We start from the raw sequence: 20154 nt of genomic DNA on the forward strand, positions 1-20154 counted from the left end.
TGAATTCTAATGGCTTCACGCCAAGTCTGTTTCTCACAAGTTTTTGTTAACATCCATTCGGCTGGTGCGGTACAAATAAAAGCAGATCAGCACGGAAATATAGGCCAGCGCGTGGGCGAAGGAACCCAGCAGTGATGAAGCAGGCAAATCATCCGCGTTCATCAAAGCATCCATAACCGGTGACACCGGCGGCAGCAGGATAGGCATGACAGGACCCGGGACAAGCTCCTGCAGTTTGGTACCGCCTATAGACAGTGTGATGATGATCAGCATTGATCCCGCAGCATAGCTGTTTTTGGAAACCCAGGAGGACTGCAAATAGAGCGAGATTGCAATTCCCAGGAACCCCAGCAGCGCATGTCCGGCTAAAGCAAGAAATAAACGGTACCCTCCCACGGGATCGCTAAAATTCCCCGTAACTATAGGATACAGCACAATCACGAGGCTGAGCAGCAGAGTAAGCACCCCCATTGTCAGCATTTCCCCAATGCTGTGCTTAACCGCACTTCGCAGATGAACCACAGCTACCTGCCGCTGCACCGCCTGCTGATGATTCAGAAAGCTCAGTCCCAGCCAGGCACAACCGACGAATAACATCACTGCCGACGCCGCATAGCTGTTCATCACCGGGTTAGGCTTATAGGAGTAGAGAATCAGCACAGCGATCAGAGTTCCGGCAACGGGAGCGAAATACCGCTGAGAAAAGGTATAACTGCGGAGAAAATACGCGATCAGCGATCTCATAAAGGTTGTTCCTCCTGGACAGTCTTCGGGTCCATCCATTGCATAAGCCCCGATAAGCCGCGGCGCCGTTCTACAGAAATCACCGATCCGCCCGCATCAAGCACATACCTGAGACATTGATCTGTCCATTCCCTTTCCACAGTTAAACCGGAACATTCCATCCCGTACTCATCCCGAACCGCTTCTATACAGATCACCCCGGGCATCTCCGCCAAAGCCGATTTTTGTTGAGGAGCAATAGCTGTGCACATTATGTATGTGGAAGGCTTATCCTGCAGATCCGCTGTTTCTGATACCTTCATGACCGTTTGGCCTGCTTGAAGCACATGTACGCCATCGGCAAGGGTTTCCACACAAAGCGGCTCATGAACGGAGAATACCATCGCTGTACCGCCTTGCTTCAACTCTTGAAGAAGTTCAATCAGCGTATGCTGTGCCGGAAGATCCAGGCCGGACATAGGCTCGTCAAGCAGCAGCAATTCTGGCTTCGGAAGCAGACTTTGAATCAGATTCACCTTTTGCAGCATACCTTTCGAATAGCTGGTCATGGGATACGTCCGGAACTGCTCCAGATGAAAAGCCTCCAGTAGCGCTGTTATGCGCTCTTTCAGTCCCGCCTCCGGCATCCCGCCGATCCGGCCCATACTGCGTAAGTACTGTTCAGCAGAAAATTTAAGACCCGGGAAAGCCTCGGGTGCATAACCAATCGAAATCGTCCCCTTGCTGCGCTCAATTACCCCGGATGTAAGCTGGGTAAGTCCAGCTAAAATGGAGAGCAGCGTACTTTTGCCGGAACCGTTACGTCCGATCAAAGCCAGAGCCGTTCCACTTTCCACCGCGAGTGAGACTTCACGTAAAACTGGGCGTCCTCCATAAACCTTGGTAGCCCGGGTAAGTTCAATCAAAGGGCCGCTGCAGTCCGTCAATCGGTGTTCACTAATACTTCGAAACGCCATTCGGCTGTCTTCCCCCTTAGCCAGAAGCCAAGCTTGCTTAACGCATCTAATGGACAACTGGTTCTTCCACTCTATAATTCGCCGGAACTGCACTGAATTCCTTTGAGAAAGAACAGATTGAGGATCCATTCCATACAAAAAAACCAGAACCGTCAGTATAATTACTGGTTGGTCTGGTCTTGTATAGTCTGCTGCAAAACAGAAATTTTAATTTATGCGTACACCTCAACGACATCGCTGATTAGACGGCAAGCTAATGCGGCATTGCGGCAGGAATCGATGCATTCCTGGCAATGAGTATGCTCATGTCTGCTGCTCTCGTCGGCACAACGTTCGCAAATTTCAGCACATAAGCGAAGGATTTCCGCTACAAATGGACTTTGGCGGGTCATTGCCTGAACGGCGAAAGAGCAAATGTCCGCGCATTCCCGGTCAAGCCGGATGCTCTCCCGAAGTGATGCTAGATCATATTCTTTCAGGCTTGAGACATAGCTGTAGTTACAGGCGTTCATACATTTTATACAAGCGTCAATGCACTCCTGATATTGAATTCGGGTCATAGCCTAATACCTCCTGCAATTATTATAGGGTATGCCTATCTATTAACCTGCAAGAAAAGGAACGAACCAATTCCCCTGTCAAAGGAAGCTTAATTAAAGGCTCCTCTTCACTGTACCCGGCCGGATCAAAGTACGCTTCTCCAGCTGAAGCAGCCTGCTGCGCAGCTCGCTTGAAGAGAAGTGCTCACCGATAAATACTGCAACATCAGGGACATCGCCCTGAGGAGTTATTTTCATGAAATCAGCTTCCCTGTAGGCATATTGGAACAGAAAGCGGCTCGCAGTGTCATTAAAAGTTACGATCCCCTTAGCCCGGTATACATCCCGTGGAAGCTCCTTAACGAACTGCTCGAACTCCTCACTGTTCACCGCACGTTTAAAATAATGGGTATATGCCATTACATGGTCATGGGTATGATGGGATTCTCCCCCAGTCTCCGTACTTAAACCGCCGTCTGCCGGACCGGCTGCTTCATCCTCTGCATCCGCCTCTGGACGGGCCTCCGCATGAACTCCGCCGACGCTGCCAAGCAGCACTTCCGGCTCCAATTCACAGCGCACCGCAGGCATGATCTGTGCGTAGGCATTCCATTTGCGCAGCACGGCGGATATCTCTTCCGCTTCCTCTATGGTTACGCGGTCGGTTTTGTTCAGTATCAGCACGGACGCGCAGCGGATCTGCTCCTGCATCAGCCTGTAGGTAGCGCCCTGCTGGGACCGGTACAGCTCCAGCAAATGTGCGGTATCCACAACGGTAATCAGCCCTTTAAGCTCTACCAGCTGATACAGCGAGGTTTCGGTTACGGCATCTACGATTTCCAGCGGGTTCGCCGCACCTGTCGCTTCAATGATAACAACATCGGGTGATTCTTTCTTCACCAGCGTAGTCAGTTCCGTACTGAGATCACCGCGGCTTGTGCAGCAGATGCAGCCACCCAGCATTTCTGCCATCGGTACGGATTGTTCAACCAGCAGCCCGTCGAGGTTCACCTCGCCAAGCTCGTTCATGATAACTGCCGGGCTAAGTCCCTGTGTCTTCCAGTGAGCAAGCAGCCTTTGCAGCAGAGTCGTCTTGCCGCTCCCCAGAAATCCTGACAATATGTAAACTGGCAATGCCTGTTCCAAGTTTCATCTCTCCCTACAAAATTCCGTTATGGTAGCGAGTGTACTACAAGTGCCCATATGCACGCAAGGAGGCCGGAGTCGAGCGGGGGATTTCGACTCCTGTCAAGGCCGCAGCTTGTCTTTGACTAATCCTTCCCCTAATATGGGTTAAAGAAGGATTAGGCTGAGCGCATGCCGTCCCGTTGGACAGCTGTCAGCCATAATGAATGATGAAGGAGCTGGTCTGCATGTCATCTGTAGAGGAACACCGGCGTGAAGCGCCCCAAACGGTGGCCTGCCATATTATAACGGTCTCGGACACGCGTACCCTGGAGACCGACACCGGAGGCGCCCTGATAGAATCTATGCTTAAAGAGGCTGGATTTGTAGTCACAGGCCGCGACATCGTCAAGGACGATTACGAAGATATCCGCGAGCTGGTCTACAAAAGCTCCGTGCACTCCGGCATCGAAGCCGTACTGCTGACCGGGGGAACAGGGATTTCACCGCGGGATACCACCTACGAAGCCGTCGCTTCCCTGCTTGACAAGTCGCTGCCGGGCTTCGGGGAGATTTTCCGGCTGCTGAGCTTCACGGAAGATATCGGCTCCGCTGCGATCCTCAGCCGGGCTATAGCCGGGACGATCGGCAATACGGCTATCTTCTCCATGCCCGGTTCCACCGGTGCAATTAAGCTGGCCATGGAACGGCTGATTATTCCTGAGCTGCGCCATGTCATGCGTGAAATATATAAACAGCCGTAACTGGAATATAGGACAGAGTAATGGAATGCCCATTTTTACTGGAGGATGAACAAATGAGCAATCCCATAAAGAGATAACAGATCTTGCAGATCACAATAATGCTGCCCTTAAAGGCGAAAGAACAAATGCGTGTACTTTATTCACGCGGTGTTCTTTCGCCTTTTTCAGCTGTGGAAAAATCCGTTGACAACCGGGGCTGTGAAATTTATACTATTGAACACTTTACGCGAAAGTGGTTTTTGATTAACCAAATGGTTAATCGGAAAGGAACGAGATGAGCTCACTCTTAACCTTGCAACGCAAGATCAAAACCGTCATTAGTCCGTATCATGAACTGCTGTGCAGTCTGCATGTGCTGCATCAGCCTCAGCATCATCCGAAACGGCTGCATTGGGCCAGGGAACTTACAGCGCAAATGCCGCACTTGTTGTGCGAGGAGATTCAGACTATCGGGAAGATATCGGACGGATGGCTGTCCCTGATGACACCAGAACGTCCCGGCTCCTCCTTGACATGCTCAGAAGGCATCGCACTGCTCAAGAGTCTGCCCGATGCAGAATTTATGCACCTTTTGCTGAACAGCAAGGTCTCGCTTGGAACGATTCTTGAATGGCAGCAGGGCAAGTTAGCAAACCCTCACGGAGAACAGCCGGATGAAGCCGGGCTGTTTCTGCTGAAGAATCTGAAAGACGTCCGCCACCTGCTGCTTGTTGTGCTGGAGACCTACGAGAGGGAGTATTTCCGCAAGGAATGGGATTACATCGCCCCGTGGATTAGCACAGCCGCCACACAGTTTCAGGCAGATGTAATCCGCTCGGCCGAGAAGGCACTGAATTCGCTGCACCCGCGCCTGCTCGCCGGGAACGGAACCTTTACCGCCCAGAAGGCAGTCACCTACTATTTTCCCTATGAGCGTCTGCAGCAGGTGTATGTATTGCCTTCAACCTTCATCCACCCGCATCTGCTAATGGACTGGAGCGAGGATACACTGACCCTTCCGCTGGCCGTGGATATCCCTGGCCTGCCTTACAGCGAAGCACCTCCGGAGGATCTGCTGCGCCAGTTGAAGGCGCTCGGTGATGGAAGCCGCCTGCGAATTCTAAAGCTGCTGTGGCAGGCTCCGCATTGCACGAAACAGCTGGCCCCGCTTCTCGGCATCTCAGAAGCGGCTGTATCGAAGCAGTTGAAGCAATTGGTTGAGGCCGGACTGGCGGGTTCCGAGAGGAAAGGCAATTACTTGTTCTACTTCTGCAACAAGGAAGCCTTTGACAGTCTGATCAACCTGCAAAGGCAATTTTTCGAACAATAACGTTGATTACTGAAAAAGGAGTTGTTTCTTTGTGTGGCAAACCGCAATCGCAACCGCAGTCAGGAACCAGAGATCCAATCTGAGAGCTTACCCCTGGACCTTTACCTTCGGTCATATTATTGAAGGAGGCTATCTTGTCCTCATTTCTTATTTCTCGTATTACTATTTGATCCGGGGCGAACTGGATACGCAGTTCTCTGTTTTTGCAGGCAGCAGCAACTATCTGGCCTATGTAATCATTGGAGGAGCACTAAGCATTTTCTCCACCAGCATGATCATGAATGTCTCCCGTGCGCTGATGACAGAATGGCGGGAAGGAACTCTGGAAGCGCTGCTGCTCTCCCCTTCCAGGCGGAACGGATATTTTCTGGGCAACGCCGCCCAGCAGCTGTACCGCAGCGGTTTTGAACTGATCACGATCCTGTTGTTCGGATATCTGGCAGGCCTTCGGCTCCCCACCCCCCATCTGTTGTCGGTATTGACCAGCGGACTGCTTTTCTTGCTGTCCTGCTATGCGATGGCTCTGGTGCTGGGAAGCATCATGCTGTACACAAGAGATACATACATCGTACAAAACACTTTTTTTGCGGTAACTACGCTGCTCTGCGGATTTCAGTTCCCGCGGCAATATTTGCCCGGTTATCTGCAGCAGGCAGCCGAGATTTTTCCGCTGACCTCTGCACTTGAGCTTCTGCGCAGCAGTCTGCTTACCGGGGAGGAAGTTGGACTGCGTGATGTTCCCCTGGTCCTGCTGCTGTCGTTCCTTTACATCGCAGTAGGCTTATGGTGCAACCGGCGCGTTGAGCGTGGAATGTTTGAACGATTTTAGCCAGTGAAGGAGTGAATAGCAAATGATTCAAATGAATGAGGTTACCAAAACGTACGAAACGAGGAACAGAACCGGCTTATTCCGCTCCGAGCTAAAAAGAGTGACTGCCGTTAAAAACCTGTCGCTGAACATTGATAAAGGGGAAATTGTCGGATTGCTGGGCCTGAATGGTGCTGGCAAAACGACAACCATCCGTATGTTATCCACCCTGCTTGATCCCACCTCAGGGAATATTCAGATTGACGGAGTCTCTTTGGCCGGAAACCGGCGTGATGTGCAGCAGAAGGTCAACATGATAGCCGGTGGAGAACGCATGCTCTACTGGAGACTCACAGGAAGAGAAAACCTGCAATATTTCGGCAAATTATACGGTCTCAGTGCTTCCAAAATTCGTGTGGAAAGTGATCGACTGCTTACTGAAGTCGGCCTGACTGAAGCCGCAGACCAGCCTGTGGAGCAATATTCCAAAGGAATGAAGCAGCGCCTGCAGATTGCCCGCGGTCTAATCAATGACCCGAAATATTTATTTCTCGATGAGCCGACACTCGGGCTGGATGCGCCTATTGCCAGGCAGCTGCGCAGCACTGTGCGGCAGCTCGCCAAAGAGCAAGGCAAAGGCATCCTCCTGACCAGCCATTATTTGCAGGAGGTTGAAGAGCTCTGCGACCGGGTGTATGTACTGAATCGCGGCGAGCTGCTGCTGTGCGACAAGCCGGAAGCGATTGTCCGGCAGGTTGCCGGATCGCAGACCGCCCATCTCGATGTCACCGGTTGGGATGAAGCCTTGCGCCCGCAACTGCTGGAGCATCTGGGCCAGCTGGGCCATCCGGCAGAGCTGGCGGGCAGCTGCCGAAGCGATGAATCCTCATTCGGGAGCGATGCCTTCTACCGCATCTCCGTGCAGACCCCTTCCGCCGACAGGCTGATTACGGAGCTGCTGCCCTGGACCGCAGCCAACGGTCTGGTGATCACCGGTTTTTCCTGCGACAAGCCCAATCTGGAGGATGCGATCATTTTGCTCTCAGAAGGACGGGTGTCATGAGGCCCGGCGGTTTATGGCTGACGGTTGCAGCCGAGCTGCGCAAGCAGCACCAGAACCGAACGAAGGGCCGGACTGTGTTTTTCTCCCTGCTGTTTTGGCCGGCGCTCGCCTTCTTGACTTCCTATTATTCGATGAAGCCTTATCGCAGCGGAGAGGGCTCCACGCTCTCGCAGGTTATCCCTGACGGCAGAATCCCCCTTTTTTTGCTGAGCGGTTATCTAGTCTTTCAGCTGTTCTGGACAGCTGTAGAATCGGCATGGCTGTTCGAATTGGAGCGCAAAGGCGGAACGGTGGAGACCGTCTTCCTGACCCCGTCCTCGAAGATGGGTTTTCTGTATGGGCGTTCTCTGTATTCTCTGCTTCACGGCATCTGGATGTTCGCCTCCTTTTCACTGCTCACCTTCATCTTTGTAGCGGATATGTCCTCTGTAAACTGGCTAGCGCTGCTGCTGGTCCTCCTGGTAACGCTGGCAGCGGCCATAGTCTGGGGAGCCTTGCTCTGCGCGGTATCCTTGTTCTCCAGGGAATCTTCGTTTCTGTACTATATCTTCCAGGCACCGATGCAGCTGTTCGGGGGCGTACGCATACCTCCGGCGGTCTTCCCGGCTTGGGCTACAGGATTATCTGCACTGTTCCCGGTCACCTACAGCTTGATTCTGGTACGCGGGGCACTATATAACAACATCGGCACAGGCTGGTGGTGGTCTCTCGTCATCCTGATTATCGGCAGCCTCGCGCTGATCGGCTGCACCCGCTACACGCTCCACCGGGCAGAAAGACATGCCAGAATGAAAGGCAACTGGACTTTATTTTGATACTATCACAGCATTACGCATGGATAAGATTTAGCTCACCTTATACACAAGAAATACAGATAGAAACAGGCCAGCCGGGAATCGGGCTGGCCTGTTTCTATCCGTTGCGGGATCTCCCTCAGTTTGCTGGTTCTTTGCATTTTACCACCATTCAATGGGCACCCATATGTCCCCAAAGTCCGTTAAAGAACGCTTTTACCTTTTTAGAATATTTGCCCCTCTCTTTATCCATCGAGGTGTACACAATTGGAATCCCGGCTTTGTTGCCCGTTTCTGATTCTGTCACAGACGTTTCTCCTGGTGCGACCGCTCCATATACGTCCGGAATATTGCCTCTTAGCTCTGCCCGGATGGTGAATAATTGATCTGCATCATGTTGTGAAGGCTGGTAAGAGCCTGTCAGCATAGTTCCTACAGTCCAAACGGCAGCAAGCCAACCAGCAATATAGCGCTTCATATCCGATACCCCCTAAGCCAAGTATTCTTAGATCCTGTTAACTATAGGATGGCTGGGGGTTCAAAATATATACAGCAGGATTAGAGTAGCGGGGGATCCGTATGTACGTCTTTATCGGGATCCGTGGTTATCCAGCGTGTGAAGACAACCTTTAATCCCGCTCTTGTAGGAGCACAGACATGAGGACCCGCCTGTACACCGGACTCATAAGGAAAACGGGCGACCCGCAGGGTCCGCCAGGGATGCGACTGCGTTCTGGCTCTGATGATGACTGCATCCTTCATGCGCGAAGCGCGGAAAGTTACGGTCTCTCCGGCCCATTCTGCCACGGGAGACAACGACCAGTCGGAGTATCCGTCAGTTACAACCGCACCGGCATGAGGCACGCCATCATTCATCTCTATGCCTGCTTTAATCCAGACTGTAGGGCTATGCCACAGCATAATTCCCGCCTGATCATATAGTTCCGTGATGTCCTGCAATGAAAAGCTGATCTCAACAGCTTCTCCCTCCTTCCATGGAGCCAGCAGTGCATGCCCGTTGTCATGCTGAAATTCATACATCGTTTTTTGCCAATAATCGCTGCCCTCTACTGCTTCGACAATCAATTGATCTCCCTGTACGGTACAGCTCTTCGGTTCATTGGTCCATATCCCGTCCTGCCAGTTGTTCGTCTTTACCATTTAGGCACCTCCACATTCCGTTTTCACATCAGCCATTAACTTAGCTAGGCACAAGTTACCATAACAACAATATAACCTAACATTGCGTCGGGATGAAGCTTATAAATGCTGTCCGCTTAAGTTAAACACGGTGTGGAGGCAAAATAATACCTGATTTATGCGGGAACGCTAATGAATTTTCTATCAACAGCTCTGCCTGATCCGAACTATGGAGAAGCATTATTGCCAAGTGTAAGCTTGATTCTGTGCAAATAAACCCGGCAGAAGAATCCGCCGGGCTTTGTGCTTATATTCTTTTAAATAGTGAAAAATAATATATATAATGGCTTACAGGTTGACTTTGATCTTACAAGTCTGGATGCTCATGTTTCGCTTTCAGACGGTTCCAGCGGCGTTGTACTTCGTTCTCAAAGCTGCGTAGCGCAGGCTCGTTCTCAGGCTTCAGCAGATGGCGGGTTTTGCCCATCGTCTTCAGCCATGCGGAGACCTCCACCCGTTTATTCTTGTCTTCCGGATTATACGTAATGTTCGTCGATCCTTGCTCTACTTCATAGAGCGGGAAGAAACAAGACTCGACAGCCAGGGATACGATGTCGGTTCCATCCTTGTCTTCAGACATCCAGTTCAGCGGGCAGGCAATCAGAATCTTGCCATAGACCAGACCTTCATTCTGAGCATACCATTGTGCTTTGGCCGCTTTCTTCAGCAGATCCTGCGGGTAAGCCTCACAGCCGGTGAACACATAAGGAATGTTCGTAGCCGCCATAATTTGCGCGGTGTCTTTATGCTGTGTTACTTTGCCCTGCTGGGTTTTCCCGATGCTGGATGTCGAAGTACGGTGTCCGAGCGGTGTAGAATACGATTGCTGTGCGCCTGTATTCATATAACCTTCGTTATCGTACTCCACGATGATCATCTTGTGGCCGCGCAGCGCTGCACCAATGGCCGGTCCCATACCGATATCCATCCCGCCATCGCCGGTAACCATGACAAAGGTAAAGTCCTCTTGCAGGCCCAGTCCATCCAGCTCACCGCGGCGTTTGCGTTCCCAGAACATTTCCACCACACCGGACAGCGTAGCTGCACCGTTCTGGAAGAGGTTATGGATAAACGTCGATTTGTGGGACGAGTACGGATAACCTGTTGTGGTTACCATTGCGCAGCCCGTATGATAAAGCGCTACGATATCTCCTTCAATCCCTTTGAAGAACAGCTCCAGGCCCGAGAAAATACCGCAGCCCGGACAAGCGCCATGACCCGGTGACAACCGTCTAGGTTTCTTCATCAGGCTACGGACCGGAGGCACCTTCACACTCAGCTTGCCGGTCACTTCATCCTGCTTCACCGTAATCAGGCCGGTCTTGAGCGACTCGAAATTCATCGGTTTCAGCAAACGTTTCGGAGCTTTTTCAGCTTCACCAGGATTATGTCCATAATAATCGAACGGCACTTCTACACGATCCGCGACCACAGCGTCCATGGCGAGCTGGAAGAAATGATGTCCATCTTCAGCGAAGAAATCCTTACCGCCCAGTCCATAAATGCGGCTGATTACTTTGGTAGTGGTGTTGCCGTAAGTGAACAGGGCCGCCTTGATTTCGTTGACCATATTGCCGCCGTGTCCGCCAACAGAGTCAGCGCGGTCCCCGACAGTGATCGCTTTAACATTCTTCAACGCTTCGGCAATTTGCTTCTGCGGGAAAGGACGAATCATATTTGGCGAGATCGCACCGGCTTTGATGCCTTGCAGGCGAAGCTGATCTACCACATCCTTGATAATTTCGGAAGCGGAGTTCATCAGAAATACCGCTACGTCCGCATCCTCCATCCGGTATTCCTCAATCATAGGGTAATGGCGTCCGGTCAGTTCAGCAAATTCCTGGGCGATTTCCTCGAACACTTCACCGGCATTGTACATCGCTACCGATTGCTGGTAACGGTTGTTGATATAATCCGGTTCATTCATATAAGGACCTACCGTAACCGGATTATTGCGGTCCAACGTATCGGTAAAACCGGTTGGCGGCTGTTCGCCTACGAACTTCTGAACATCCTCGCGGTGGGCGAAAGCCTGCACACGACGTTTCTGGTGGGAGGTGAAATAGCCGTCAGAAGCAACCATAACCGGAAGACGGACCTTGGCATGCTCTGCCAGCTTCAGCGCCATCAGGTTCATGTCGTAGACGGACTGCGGATCACGGCACATCAGGATTGGCCATCCGGTGTTCAGGGCAAAATACAAATCCGAATGGTCGCCATGAATATTCAGCGGACCGGAAATGGAGCGGCAGACCAGGTTCATGACCATAGGCATCCGCGTACCGGCTTGTACAGGCAATTGCTCCAGCATGAACATATAGCCTTGAGCACTGGTCGCGTTGAATACGCGTCCGCCTGCTGTAGAAGCACCATAACAAATCCCTGCCGAGCTGTGCTCGCCATCCGAAGGAACCAGCATAATATCATGCTGTCCGCTAGCTTTCATCGTATCAAGGAACTGGGCAACCTCCGTCGACGGGGAGATCGGGAAATAACCCATGACATGGTAATTAATCTGATGTGCGGCATATGCCGCCATTTCATTTCCTGATTCATACAGGAATTTCTGTTCCACCTTGGCGGAACCTACTTCTTTTTCATAATCAATAGCCACTGTTCATTCCACCTTTCTTCAGAAGATTAAGACTGCGATATAAGATCGAATTGATGATGCACCGTATGACTGTCCGCATAGCCTTCCTTCTCACGCAGAATGGACAGCGCAGAGGTCGGACAGGCGCCTACACATTTCAGGCAGCCCTTGCAATATTGATAGTCAATGCCCAGCAGGAACATTTGCGAGCGGCCCTTGCGGTCGAGCCGTTCTTCCCAGACAAAACACTGATCGGGGCAAACAGTATCGCACTGTGCACAGTGGATGCAGGATTCATTCTCATATGCAGGAATCATTCCGGAACGGGAAATACTCAGATTCTTGAGGAAGCTGCTGCCCGGGTTAATGATGGTACCGCCCATCGGCTGGGTCTCATAGCCCAGCGCTGAAATGTCGGAACGTACATATTCCGGCATGCTGTCGCCCTCAGGCAGCTCAAAGTCCATAAACTTCACTTCATTGAAGCCCCGTTCAAAGGTGGTAATCGCCGATTGTACAGCTTGCGGATATTTTTTGCCAAGAGATTTCTCAATTACGCCCTTCATGGTTTCGGTATCCAGGAAAGGACAAAGCCGGAACAACGCACCCAGCATCGCCATATTGACCCGGTTCTTTTCTTTCAGGGCAATGCTTGTCGCATCGATCACCGCGATCGTGCCTGCCTTCATCTTGAGCAGCTCTTTCAGCTCCTCCGGCGTCTTGGCCGAATTCACAAGAACGGTACTGTGCTCATAAATGCCGCTGGTCACATTGACGGTTTTGGCCAGTGCTTCATGGAAAACCCCAACGACGTGTGGACGCTCAACCGGCGAAGTATCGCGGATATGTGTGTCCAAATCACAGAAACGGATATGGGCCTTTACTGCTGACCCCTTCTTCTCCGAGCCGTAAGACGAAAAACTGACGCCGTTCAGACCCGCGCCCACCACGCCCGCTTCCGCGAGCATCTTACCGGCCAGATTCGCTCCCAGCCCTCCAATGGACTCCAGACGAATCTCAAAGAAACCGAGATCGTTCAATTTTGGTAATTGTACCACCGACATAACCCCTTCCTTAGTGTCAAGTAGAATAACATCCTTTTGACTTTTTCAACGATTGTAACTTGAATTTGCAAGTCGCGAAGTGACATATCTTGCATTTTCCACGCTTTGGGAATCACATTTATTTATGGATTTTAGATGATTTCTTTATACGCGACAGAGTGGCGTTACTTTAATAGAAGGTAATCTGCCATACAAGCAACAATATATGAAAATTGTGTGAAAAATCCGTGTTTCCCAAGGTTTTTGTGGATACAAGGTCACCCTTAATTTAGCAATAAAATTAAAAATTAAGATGTTAAATTTATCACATTAATCATGATAAATATCACAGTTAGCATACACTTCCCAGCAAAAAACGGGTCTGAAAATCGCAAAAGCCCATCCGGAGATGGGCTAGGATTGCTGTAATTCTCAAAGGTTTAGTAAGTCCACCAGTTACCCGACATCACAATCATCGAGAACAGCTTGATGCTGTCTTCATAGTAATCTTCCGCTGCGCTGCCTGCCGTATGGCTCCAAAGTGAATTCAGCCAGCTCTGGTTAGCCGAAGAGGTCATGGCACTCACCCCGAACGGAGCATAAAAAGCACCGCTGTTGTAGCTTCCGAAGGTGGTCCCATTGAGCTTGTAGCCATCCTTAATATTGCCCGGCGTATTGCTGGCTTTAGTCTTGATCCAGCTGCTCAGCTGGTTAAGCTGGGATAAGGCCCGGTTGTCTCCTGAGATCAGGTAATCGGTTGTAATCCGCCATGGGGTACGGCAGGAATTATAATTATAGTGCCCGTCGTTGGCATCCTCAAGGAAATTGGCTGGCGCCGGTTTGTAGACCCCTCCGGAATAGACCACGAAGTCGGGCAGCAAACCGGTGGTAGCGCTATAGCCTGTATACAGGCTGTTGATGATCGTATAGGTTTTATCTGTAACATTTTGCCAGCGGGTATCCCCGGTTGCCGCTTGAAATGCCTTTAAATGACTCAGCATAAAGTCCGATGGCCGGGTAGCGGTATTGTAAGAGCCGCTGTTCGCCCAATCGCCGAGACGGATGGTCCACTGCGTCTGATTGATTTCATCGTCCATAATTGCATTAATAATATGATTGGCTGCCTGCAGATAGTTAACTGTGCCGCTGCTGCCCCACTGCTTGTCTGCGAGCAGGAGCGAGTAGGCGATATCCATATCACCGTCCGTAGCAGAATCTTCCCCCTCGATATTCTCAAAGCTGCTGTTCTGCTTCCACGACATCAGGTAAGGATTAAGAGAGCTGGGATGTGCAGTGTAATAATTATACAGTCCATCGAAATAAGTCTGTGCGTTGCTGTCATAACCACCCATAAGTACCGTGAACAGCATACCGTAGCCATGGGCTTCGGAAACGGTTTCGCCAGCCGAATTATATTTAACGTAATATTTGCCTGTGCCTGCCGGTTTCAGATAAGCCGCTTTCCAGGCATTCCATTTTGTTTTTACAGAGTTGTCCATACTTGTCTGTGTGACATGGTTAGGCTTGATTGTGCCGCTCGTATAAGTCGTATGCTGAGGGAAAGGTTTGTTTACAGCAGCAAATGCCGAACCAGCCGGTAGGAGAAGTAGCGCCAGACAGAGTAACAAGAAGCTTTTCCAGCCAAGTTTATGCTTGCCTCGACTTTTCATAAATGATTCACTCCTCAATAGTAGAATAAGAATCAATTGCGAAAATAAACCGGCGAAACCAGAACTCCCCCCTCTCAATTGGATCAATGAAACTTTCCGGCAGCAGAAATGAAAGTTAAAGCGTTTTAACTTTCATGACAAAAAAGATAATTCAGTTTCCTGAATTCGTCATGAAAGTAAGAACATCTTTAATATATAATCTCTGTTATTTTCTGTCAATCCGTATTGTGTCTTGCACACCGAATTGAAGGTAAAAAGCTGCCCCATCCGCAGATTGCCTGCAGGGGACAACTTGTCTATCACATTCTATTAAAAAGCCTCTTCTACTCGATATCCTGCTGCATATGCTCTGCAATCAGCTGCTGCTTGCGGTCCCACACCTGCTCGCTGAGATTCACGCGGTACACCTCAGGATTAAGTATGCGCAGATACTCAGGCCAGAACAGGTCGAGCTGCTCCTGATGGTAGCGGCGGATCTCATCCAGCTCCGGTAATTTATAAACCTGGAAACCATTGACGTAGATTGGCTCCAGCATCGGCAGCGCCTCGTAACGTTCCACATGCTTCTTCATATAGGGGTGCAGCGGATTGAACAGCTTCAGCCGGGCACCACGGCGCGGGCCCGTTTCTTCAGGGAAGCTGATATAATCGGCCAGCGCCTTGCCATTGGTGCCGACAATCCGGAACACTTCCTTCTTCCCTGGCGTAGATACTTTCTCGGGGTTGGAGGAGATTTTGATCGTTGGTACCATTTCACCGGAAGGGGACTCCATCTCCACCAGCTTGTACACTCCGCCTAGGGAAGGCTGATCAGATGCCGTAATCAGCTGTGTTCCCACACCCCAGGTATCTATGGCAGCTCCCTGCGACTTCAAGTTCATGATCGTGTTCTCATCAAGATCATTGGAAGCGACGATCTTCACATACTGCAGTCCAGCTTCATCGAGCATCTTGCGTGCCTGGCGTGACAAATAGGCCAAGTCTCCGCTGTCGAGCCTGATGCCGTTCATGCGTTTACCCTCCGCCTCTAGCTTCTTCGCGGTGTTAATCGCATGCGGCACACCGCTGCGCAGCGTGTCAAATGTATCCACCAGCAGCGTAACGCCATCCGGCAGCACCTTGGCATAAGCATCAAACGCCTCCTGTTCGCTGGCGAAGCTCTGTACCCAGGAATGGGCATGTGTGCCCTTCGTGGGTATGCCGAACATTTTACCGGCCAGCATATTGGAGGTGGCATGGAAGCCGCCGATATAAGCCGCACGTGCTCCCCACACCGCCGCGTCGGCTTCCTGAGCACGCCGCGTGCCAAACTCCAGCAGAATATCATTCGGTGCCACCTGCTTGATACGGGAAGCTTTGGTGGCGATCAGCGTCTGATAGTTCATGAAGTTCAGGATGGCTGTCTCCACAAGCTGAGCCTCCATGATCGTTCCTTCCACTCGGATCAGCGGCTCATCGGGAAAGACAAGCGCTCCTTCCTTCATGGAATGGATACTGCCCTGGAAATGAAACTGCAGCAGCTCCTCCAGAAAAGCAGGTGCATAATTCTCTTCCTGCTCGGACAAGTAACGGATGTCTTCCTCAGTGAAACGCAGTTCACTGATGTACTGAGCGATCCGCTCCAGGCCTGCGAACACAGCAAAGCCGTTCCCGAAGGGAAGCTTGCGGAAATAGGCTTCGAATACGGCCTTGCGTTTGTGGCTCCCGTTGACCCAATGGGCGTACATCATATTAATCTGATATTTGTCCGTATGTAGAGCAAGCTCTCTCCTCATATCCTCATCTCCTAGTATCTTCACTGCTGCATCTGCAGGTCTATAGTTTTCTCTATTTTGCAGTAACCACTTTTGCTCCGAGGCTGCCCCGGAAATGACCCAGCGCCCAGACATGCCCATCGGCATTGAAGCTCGCTACAGCATCTTCGTGTATGATGATTTCAAAACCTTTGTTATATGCATCCACTGCAGTATGCAGCACACAAATATCTGTACATACCCCTATCAGATGCAGCTCGGCAATCCCGCGTTCACGCAGTTTCAGCTCCAATTCCGTGCCGCTAAAGGCGCTGTAACGGGTTTTGTCCATCCAATAGATGTCTTTCTGGTTCGCTTCATATACGTTATGCAGCTCCCCATACAGCTCACGCCCCCGGCTGCCGCGCAGATTATGCGGTGGAAACAGTCTGCTCTCCGGATGATAGGAATCATTGGCTTCATGTAAATCAACCGCCATCACCACGAAATCGCCACTCTTCACAAATTGCTCCGTCAACTGGTTCACTCTGGACGCAATGTCTATGCCGGGCTGTCCAACAGGCAGGCTGCCGTCAATAAAATCATTGGTGAAATCGATCACGATCAATGCCTTCATCTAGTGACCTCCTAAAAGTTTTGTGAGCATCTACTCCATTGAATAGCTTCGTACAAAACTGCTTCGAAAGCATACGCTAAGTTTTGTGAGCATCTACTCCATTGAATAGCTTCGTACAAAACTGCTTCGAAAGCATCCGCCTGGTTTTGTAAGTATCTGCTTTAAGTATAAATTGATAATAATGGCTCGTGGTCCGTAAACATATAGAGCTGGGCAGGGCGCTGGGAGTATTGGTTGGAGCTGAGCGGATTGCCTGCTTCATCGCTTACTTCCTTTAATATACCCTGCCTGCTGCGGGTTGACGTAATTTTGCGGATAAAGTTCGGTTCCTTAAATTCCGGCACTACGGTCTGAATGACCTGATACAACTCGCTCAGCGTAAAATGCCGCGGTAAAAACTGTCTGGCTATCGTCGTCTGCAGCATTTGCTGCTGAATCCGCAGATAGGCGTCGTTAATAATATCACGGTGGTCAAAAGCCAGCTCCAGCTCTTCGAGCGCTTCCTGCAGCGTAAACAGCCCTACCTCACCCGCGTCATCGGAGGCTTGTCTCTGCTCCAGCATCCACTCCTCCACCAGTGCGAAAAAGGCGTGGCTGATAATCCAGCCGCGCGGATCCCGGCCCGGTGTACTGTAGACACCAAGGTATTCCAAATGTCCGCCGTCCACACCGGTTTCTTCCTTCAGTTCACGTGTGGCTGCATCATATATAGATTCATCTTCCTGGCAGAAGCCACCCGGCAAGGCCCACATGCCCTCGCAAGGCCATTTCTTCCGACGGATCAGCATGACTTTCAGTTCGCGCAGCGGAAGCGTCTTCGTGACCGTCTTCCGTTCCCGTTTGGTCAAGGTAAACATGACAATATCGGCCGGAACTCCGTCCGGTGTACGGTACTTTTTGGCGTTATAGTTTTGTTCCGCGTTCTCGCTCACTCTAGATCATCCTTTGCTGCAGCTTTAATTTAACTGTTCGTATCTTTTAATGTACCAAACCTGAACTTCTAAAATCAATTAATTATGATGTCCTACCTGAACAAAGGGACGGATCTGCATCCGCCCCCAGAAACTTATTTAATCGCCGCATGTGGACGGAGGCGCTTCAGTGCCGGCTTCCACGTTGATTTTTTCAGACACGGTGTCTCGGATTACAGATATAACGAGCTGCAGCAGATAGTTAATATCGCTCTGGCTCTGCTGAAATTCGTTCACGACCGGTATGCCGTCAATTTCATCCTGCAGCACTTCAATTTCACGCTCAATCTTGGCCACCATCTCTTTATTCTTGAAGCTCTCAAAGGCCACAATCTCCTTCTGCTTCTTCTTGATCGTGGCGATCAGTCCCTGCACCCGCTCATGATTCAGAATCTTTTGCTCGGCCTGCTGGAAATGCTGCACCTCTTCGCTGGTCGAAATGAGTGAAGCGAGCTCCTTGGCTTTGCCCATAATATCCTCGCGCACGATCAGATCGCGGGTATTGTAGGTCGGCATGCCGTATTCGTTCAAACGCGGTTCTTCCTGGGTCACTGACATCGCTCCATTCCTCTATAATTAGAGGACAGCCGCGGCTTCCGCCACATAGTCCCCTTTAATGTACCATGTTTTCGTATCGGTAATTCTGACTTGCACCAAACTGCCGATGAGATCCTTCGAACCTTCCAAATGCACCAGTTTGTTGGCACTGGAACGGCCCGAAAGCACTTGAGCGTTATTCTTGCTCTCCCCTTCCACCAGCACCTCGACCAGTTCGCCCAGCATCCGGTCATTGCTGATCCGGCTCTGCTCTTTAATGAGGTCATTCAGCCGCTGCAGGCGCTCGCTCTTCACCTCAGCAGGTACATTGTCCTCCATCGCAGCTGCAGGCGTACCCTCGCGTGGTGAATAAATGAAGGTATAAGCCATATCATATCCTACTTCACGCACCAGCGACAGTGTTTCTTCGAACTGTTCCTCGGTTTCACCGGGGAACCCCACGATGATATCTGTCGTCAGCACGGCAGCCGGCACACTGGCCTTAATCTTGCGGACAAGCTCCAGGTAAGCCTCGCGTGTGTATTTGCGGCTCATTTTCTTCAGAACGGCAGTACTTCCGGACTGTACCGGCAGATGAATATGCTCTGCAAGATTGCCGCCTTTTCCCAGTACTTCAATCAATTTATCGTCAAAATCGCGGGGATGCGAAGTCATGAAGCGGATGCGTGGAATGTCGATCTTGCGCATATCGTCCATGAGGTCCCCGAATGTATAATCCAAATCCGTAAAATCCTTGCCGTATGCATTCACATTCTGCCCCAGCAAAGTCACTTCCTTAAAGCCCTGACGGGCCAGCTCCCGAACCTCGGCGATGACATCCTCCGGACGGCGGCTGCGCTCCTTGCCCCGGGTAAACGGTACGATGCAGTAGGTACAGAACTTATCACAGCCGTACATGATATTCACCCAGGCACGCATCCCCTCCCGCTTCTTCGGCAGGTTCTCGATAATGTCGCCTTCCTTGGACCAGACTTCAACTACAAGCTCCTTGCTATAAACCGCTTCCTTAACAAGCTGCGGCAGCCGGTGGATATTGTGCGTGCCAAAGATCATATCAACGAAGCCGTATTTGGACATGATACGGTTAACCACGCCTTCCTCCTGTGACATGCAGCCACAGACTCCAAGCAGCAGACCCGGTTTCTCTAGCTTCAGCGTCTTGAGATGGCCCAGCTCCCCGAACACCTTGTCTTCGGCATTCTCGCGGATCGCACAAGTATTCAACAGAATAATATCTGCCTCATTGCGGTCTTCGGCGGCTAGATAACCCATTTGCTCCAGCATACCTTTCATCGTCTCCGTATCATGCTCGTTCATTTGGCAGCCGTAGGTGGCGATGAAATAATAATGCTGTTTGTGGCGGTTTATCTCCCGGAATTGCTCCATGGCCTGGTTAGTATCGGTATCTTCAAAGTCAATAACTTCTATTTCCTGCTTGCCCCGGCGCTTACCCTCTTTATAGTCCGGGTTGGAATTGATCTGTACGGTACGTCCTTTGATTCTATACGTAGTTTTGCCTTCTTCTTCACTGATGACTTTGGCATCAGAAAAATCAAAATACTTCGAGTAATCTTTCGAACCACCCTTGCCGAATTTTAAGTCCGGTGAGTTATTCCCCATTGTCATTATTCCACGTCCTTTATACTG

The 20154-nt window shown here is 50.8% G+C and carries 19 protein-coding genes; 5 read left to right on the top strand and 14 right to left on the bottom strand.

The genetic code is table 11. The features are described from left to right. Positions 1 to 33: 33 nt before the first annotated feature. The 4 genes from NST07_RS19265 to NST07_RS19280 form a co-directional block, all read right to left on the bottom strand. A complete protein-coding gene (locus NST07_RS19265; RefSeq protein WP_341093850.1) occupies positions 34 to 744 on the bottom strand; it encodes a hypothetical protein in 711 nt (236 codons plus the stop codon). Next, positions 741 to 1700 (bottom strand): ABC transporter ATP-binding protein, encoded by a 960-nt coding sequence (locus NST07_RS19270; protein ID WP_342479956.1) that lies wholly within the window; start codon positions 1698 to 1700, stop codon positions 741 to 743. The genes NST07_RS19265 and NST07_RS19270 overlap by 4 nt, the downstream gene beginning before the upstream one ends. A 212-nt stretch (positions 1701 to 1912) precedes the next feature. Beyond that, entirely contained in the window at positions 1913 to 2260 is a 348-nt protein-coding gene (locus tag NST07_RS19275) for a four-helix bundle copper-binding protein (RefSeq protein WP_038593119.1), read from the bottom strand. Positions 2261 to 2353: 93 nt separating this feature from the next. Next, positions 2354 to 3385 carry a GTP-binding protein gene (locus tag NST07_RS19280; protein WP_341093853.1) on the bottom strand — a complete coding sequence of 344 codons (1032 nt, stop codon included), beginning with the start codon at positions 3383 to 3385 and terminating at the stop codon, positions 2354 to 2356. A 227-nt stretch (positions 3386 to 3612) separates the two neighbouring features. On the opposite strand from NST07_RS19280, the gene NST07_RS19285 reads away from it, so the two are divergent. From NST07_RS19285 to NST07_RS19305, 5 genes are all read left to right on the top strand, one after another. Continuing rightward, positions 3613 to 4128, top strand: coding sequence for a MogA/MoaB family molybdenum cofactor biosynthesis protein (locus NST07_RS19285; RefSeq protein ID WP_179091686.1), 516 nt, complete (start codon positions 3613 to 3615; stop codon positions 4126 to 4128). 274 nt (positions 4129 to 4402) lie between these two features. Beyond that, positions 4403 to 5437, top strand: a complete 1035-nt coding sequence (locus tag NST07_RS19290; RefSeq protein ID WP_341093854.1) for a DUF5937 family protein — start codon at positions 4403 to 4405, stop codon at positions 5435 to 5437. Between the two features lie 31 nt (positions 5438 to 5468). Beyond that, on the top strand, positions 5469 to 6266 hold the full coding sequence (locus NST07_RS19295; protein ID WP_341093855.1) for an ABC transporter permease: 798 nt from the start codon (positions 5469 to 5471) through the stop codon (positions 6264 to 6266). 22 nt (positions 6267 to 6288) lie between these two features. Next, complete coding sequence (locus tag NST07_RS19300; protein WP_342479957.1) at positions 6289 to 7308, top strand: ABC transporter ATP-binding protein; 1020 nt, start codon at positions 6289 to 6291, stop codon at positions 7306 to 7308. Continuing rightward, the gene (locus NST07_RS19305) at positions 7305 to 8123 is read left to right on the top strand and encodes an ABC transporter permease (RefSeq protein ID WP_341093858.1); all 819 of its coding nucleotides are present in this window, start codon (positions 7305 to 7307) and stop codon (positions 8121 to 8123) included. The genes NST07_RS19300 and NST07_RS19305 overlap by 4 nt, the downstream gene beginning before the upstream one ends. A gap of 151 nt (positions 8124 to 8274) precedes the next feature. Here NST07_RS19305 and NST07_RS19310 read toward each other — a convergent pair whose 3' ends face one another. The 10 genes from NST07_RS19310 to miaB form a co-directional block, all read right to left on the bottom strand. After that, complete coding sequence (locus tag NST07_RS19310; RefSeq protein WP_341093860.1) at positions 8275 to 8580, bottom strand: hypothetical protein; 306 nt, start codon at positions 8578 to 8580, stop codon at positions 8275 to 8277. 80 nt (positions 8581 to 8660) lie between these two features. After that, on the bottom strand, positions 8661 to 9263 hold the full coding sequence (locus tag NST07_RS19315; protein WP_341093863.1) for a DUF1349 domain-containing protein: 603 nt from the start codon (positions 9261 to 9263) through the stop codon (positions 8661 to 8663). A gap of 346 nt (positions 9264 to 9609) precedes the next feature. After that, positions 9610 to 11916: a thiamine pyrophosphate-dependent enzyme gene (locus NST07_RS19320; protein ID WP_341378875.1), complete on the bottom strand. Its 2307-nt coding sequence runs from the start codon at positions 11914 to 11916 to the stop codon at positions 9610 to 9612. A gap of 26 nt (positions 11917 to 11942) precedes the next feature. Beyond that, on the bottom strand, positions 11943 to 12953 hold the full coding sequence (locus NST07_RS19325; RefSeq protein WP_341093867.1) for a 2-oxoacid:acceptor oxidoreductase family protein: 1011 nt from the start codon (positions 12951 to 12953) through the stop codon (positions 11943 to 11945). Between the two features lie 425 nt (positions 12954 to 13378). Beyond that, positions 13379 to 14608 carry a glycosyl hydrolase family 8 gene (locus NST07_RS19330; protein ID WP_341378876.1) on the bottom strand — a complete coding sequence of 410 codons (1230 nt, stop codon included), beginning with the start codon at positions 14606 to 14608 and terminating at the stop codon, positions 13379 to 13381. A 323-nt stretch (positions 14609 to 14931) separates the two neighbouring features. Further along, on the bottom strand, positions 14932 to 16383 hold the full coding sequence (locus tag NST07_RS19335) for a nicotinate phosphoribosyltransferase (protein WP_342479958.1): 1452 nt from the start codon (positions 16381 to 16383) through the stop codon (positions 14932 to 14934). 52 nt (positions 16384 to 16435) lie between these two features. Further along, the gene (locus tag NST07_RS19340) at positions 16436 to 16978 is read right to left on the bottom strand and encodes an isochorismatase family cysteine hydrolase (protein WP_341093871.1); all 543 of its coding nucleotides are present in this window, start codon (positions 16976 to 16978) and stop codon (positions 16436 to 16438) included. A gap of 161 nt (positions 16979 to 17139) precedes the next feature. Further along, the gene (locus tag NST07_RS19345) at positions 17140 to 17910 is read right to left on the bottom strand and encodes an NUDIX domain-containing protein (RefSeq protein ID WP_038593164.1); all 771 of its coding nucleotides are present in this window, start codon (positions 17908 to 17910) and stop codon (positions 17140 to 17142) included. A gap of 138 nt (positions 17911 to 18048) precedes the next feature. Next, positions 18049 to 18465: a YlbF family regulator gene (locus tag NST07_RS19350; protein ID WP_341380381.1), complete on the bottom strand. Its 417-nt coding sequence runs from the start codon at positions 18463 to 18465 to the stop codon at positions 18049 to 18051. Positions 18466 to 18525: 60 nt separating this feature from the next. Continuing rightward, the gene (miaB, locus tag NST07_RS19355) at positions 18526 to 20133 is read right to left on the bottom strand and encodes a tRNA (N6-isopentenyl adenosine(37)-C2)-methylthiotransferase MiaB (protein ID WP_342479959.1); all 1608 of its coding nucleotides are present in this window, start codon (positions 20131 to 20133) and stop codon (positions 18526 to 18528) included. Between the last annotated feature and the right edge of the window lie 21 nt (positions 20134 to 20154).

The sequence above is a fragment of the Paenibacillus sp. FSL L8-0340 genome, assembly GCF_038593145.1.
Taxonomy (GTDB): Bacteria; Bacillota; Bacilli; order Paenibacillales; family Paenibacillaceae; genus Paenibacillus_AQ.

Coding starts and splice junctions, on each gene's coding strand:
- NST07_RS19265 (WP_341093850.1), bottom strand. CDS start 744: ATGAGATCGCTGATCGCGTATTTTCTCCGCAGTTATACCTTTTCTCAG.
- NST07_RS19270 (WP_342479956.1), bottom strand. CDS start 1,700: ATGGCGTTTCGAAGTATTAGTGAACACCGATTGACGGACTGCAGCGGC.
- NST07_RS19275 (WP_038593119.1), bottom strand. CDS start 2,260: ATGACCCGAATTCAATATCAGGAGTGCATTGACGCTTGTATAAAATGT.
- NST07_RS19285 (WP_179091686.1), top strand. CDS start 3,613: ATGTCATCTGTAGAGGAACACCGGCGTGAAGCGCCCCAAACGGTGGCC.
- NST07_RS19290 (WP_341093854.1), top strand. CDS start 4,403: ATGAGCTCACTCTTAACCTTGCAACGCAAGATCAAAACCGTCATTAGT.
- NST07_RS19300 (WP_342479957.1), top strand. CDS start 6,289: ATGATTCAAATGAATGAGGTTACCAAAACGTACGAAACGAGGAACAGA.
- NST07_RS19305 (WP_341093858.1), top strand. CDS start 7,305: ATGAGGCCCGGCGGTTTATGGCTGACGGTTGCAGCCGAGCTGCGCAAG.
- NST07_RS19310 (WP_341093860.1), bottom strand. CDS start 8,580: ATGAAGCGCTATATTGCTGGTTGGCTTGCTGCCGTTTGGACTGTAGGA.
- NST07_RS19315 (WP_341093863.1), bottom strand. CDS start 9,263: ATGGTAAAGACGAACAACTGGCAGGACGGGATATGGACCAATGAACCG.
- NST07_RS19330 (WP_341378876.1), bottom strand. CDS start 14,608: ATGAAAAGTCGAGGCAAGCATAAACTTGGCTGGAAAAGCTTCTTGTTA.
- NST07_RS19335 (WP_342479958.1), bottom strand. CDS start 16,383: ATGAGGAGAGAGCTTGCTCTACATACGGACAAATATCAGATTAATATG.
- NST07_RS19340 (WP_341093871.1), bottom strand. CDS start 16,978: ATGAAGGCATTGATCGTGATCGATTTCACCAATGATTTTATTGACGGC.
- NST07_RS19350 (WP_341380381.1), bottom strand. CDS start 18,465: ATGCCGACCTACAATACCCGCGATCTGATCGTGCGCGAGGATATTATG.
- miaB (WP_342479959.1), bottom strand. CDS start 20,133: ATGACAATGGGGAATAACTCACCGGACTTAAAATTCGGCAAGGGTGGT.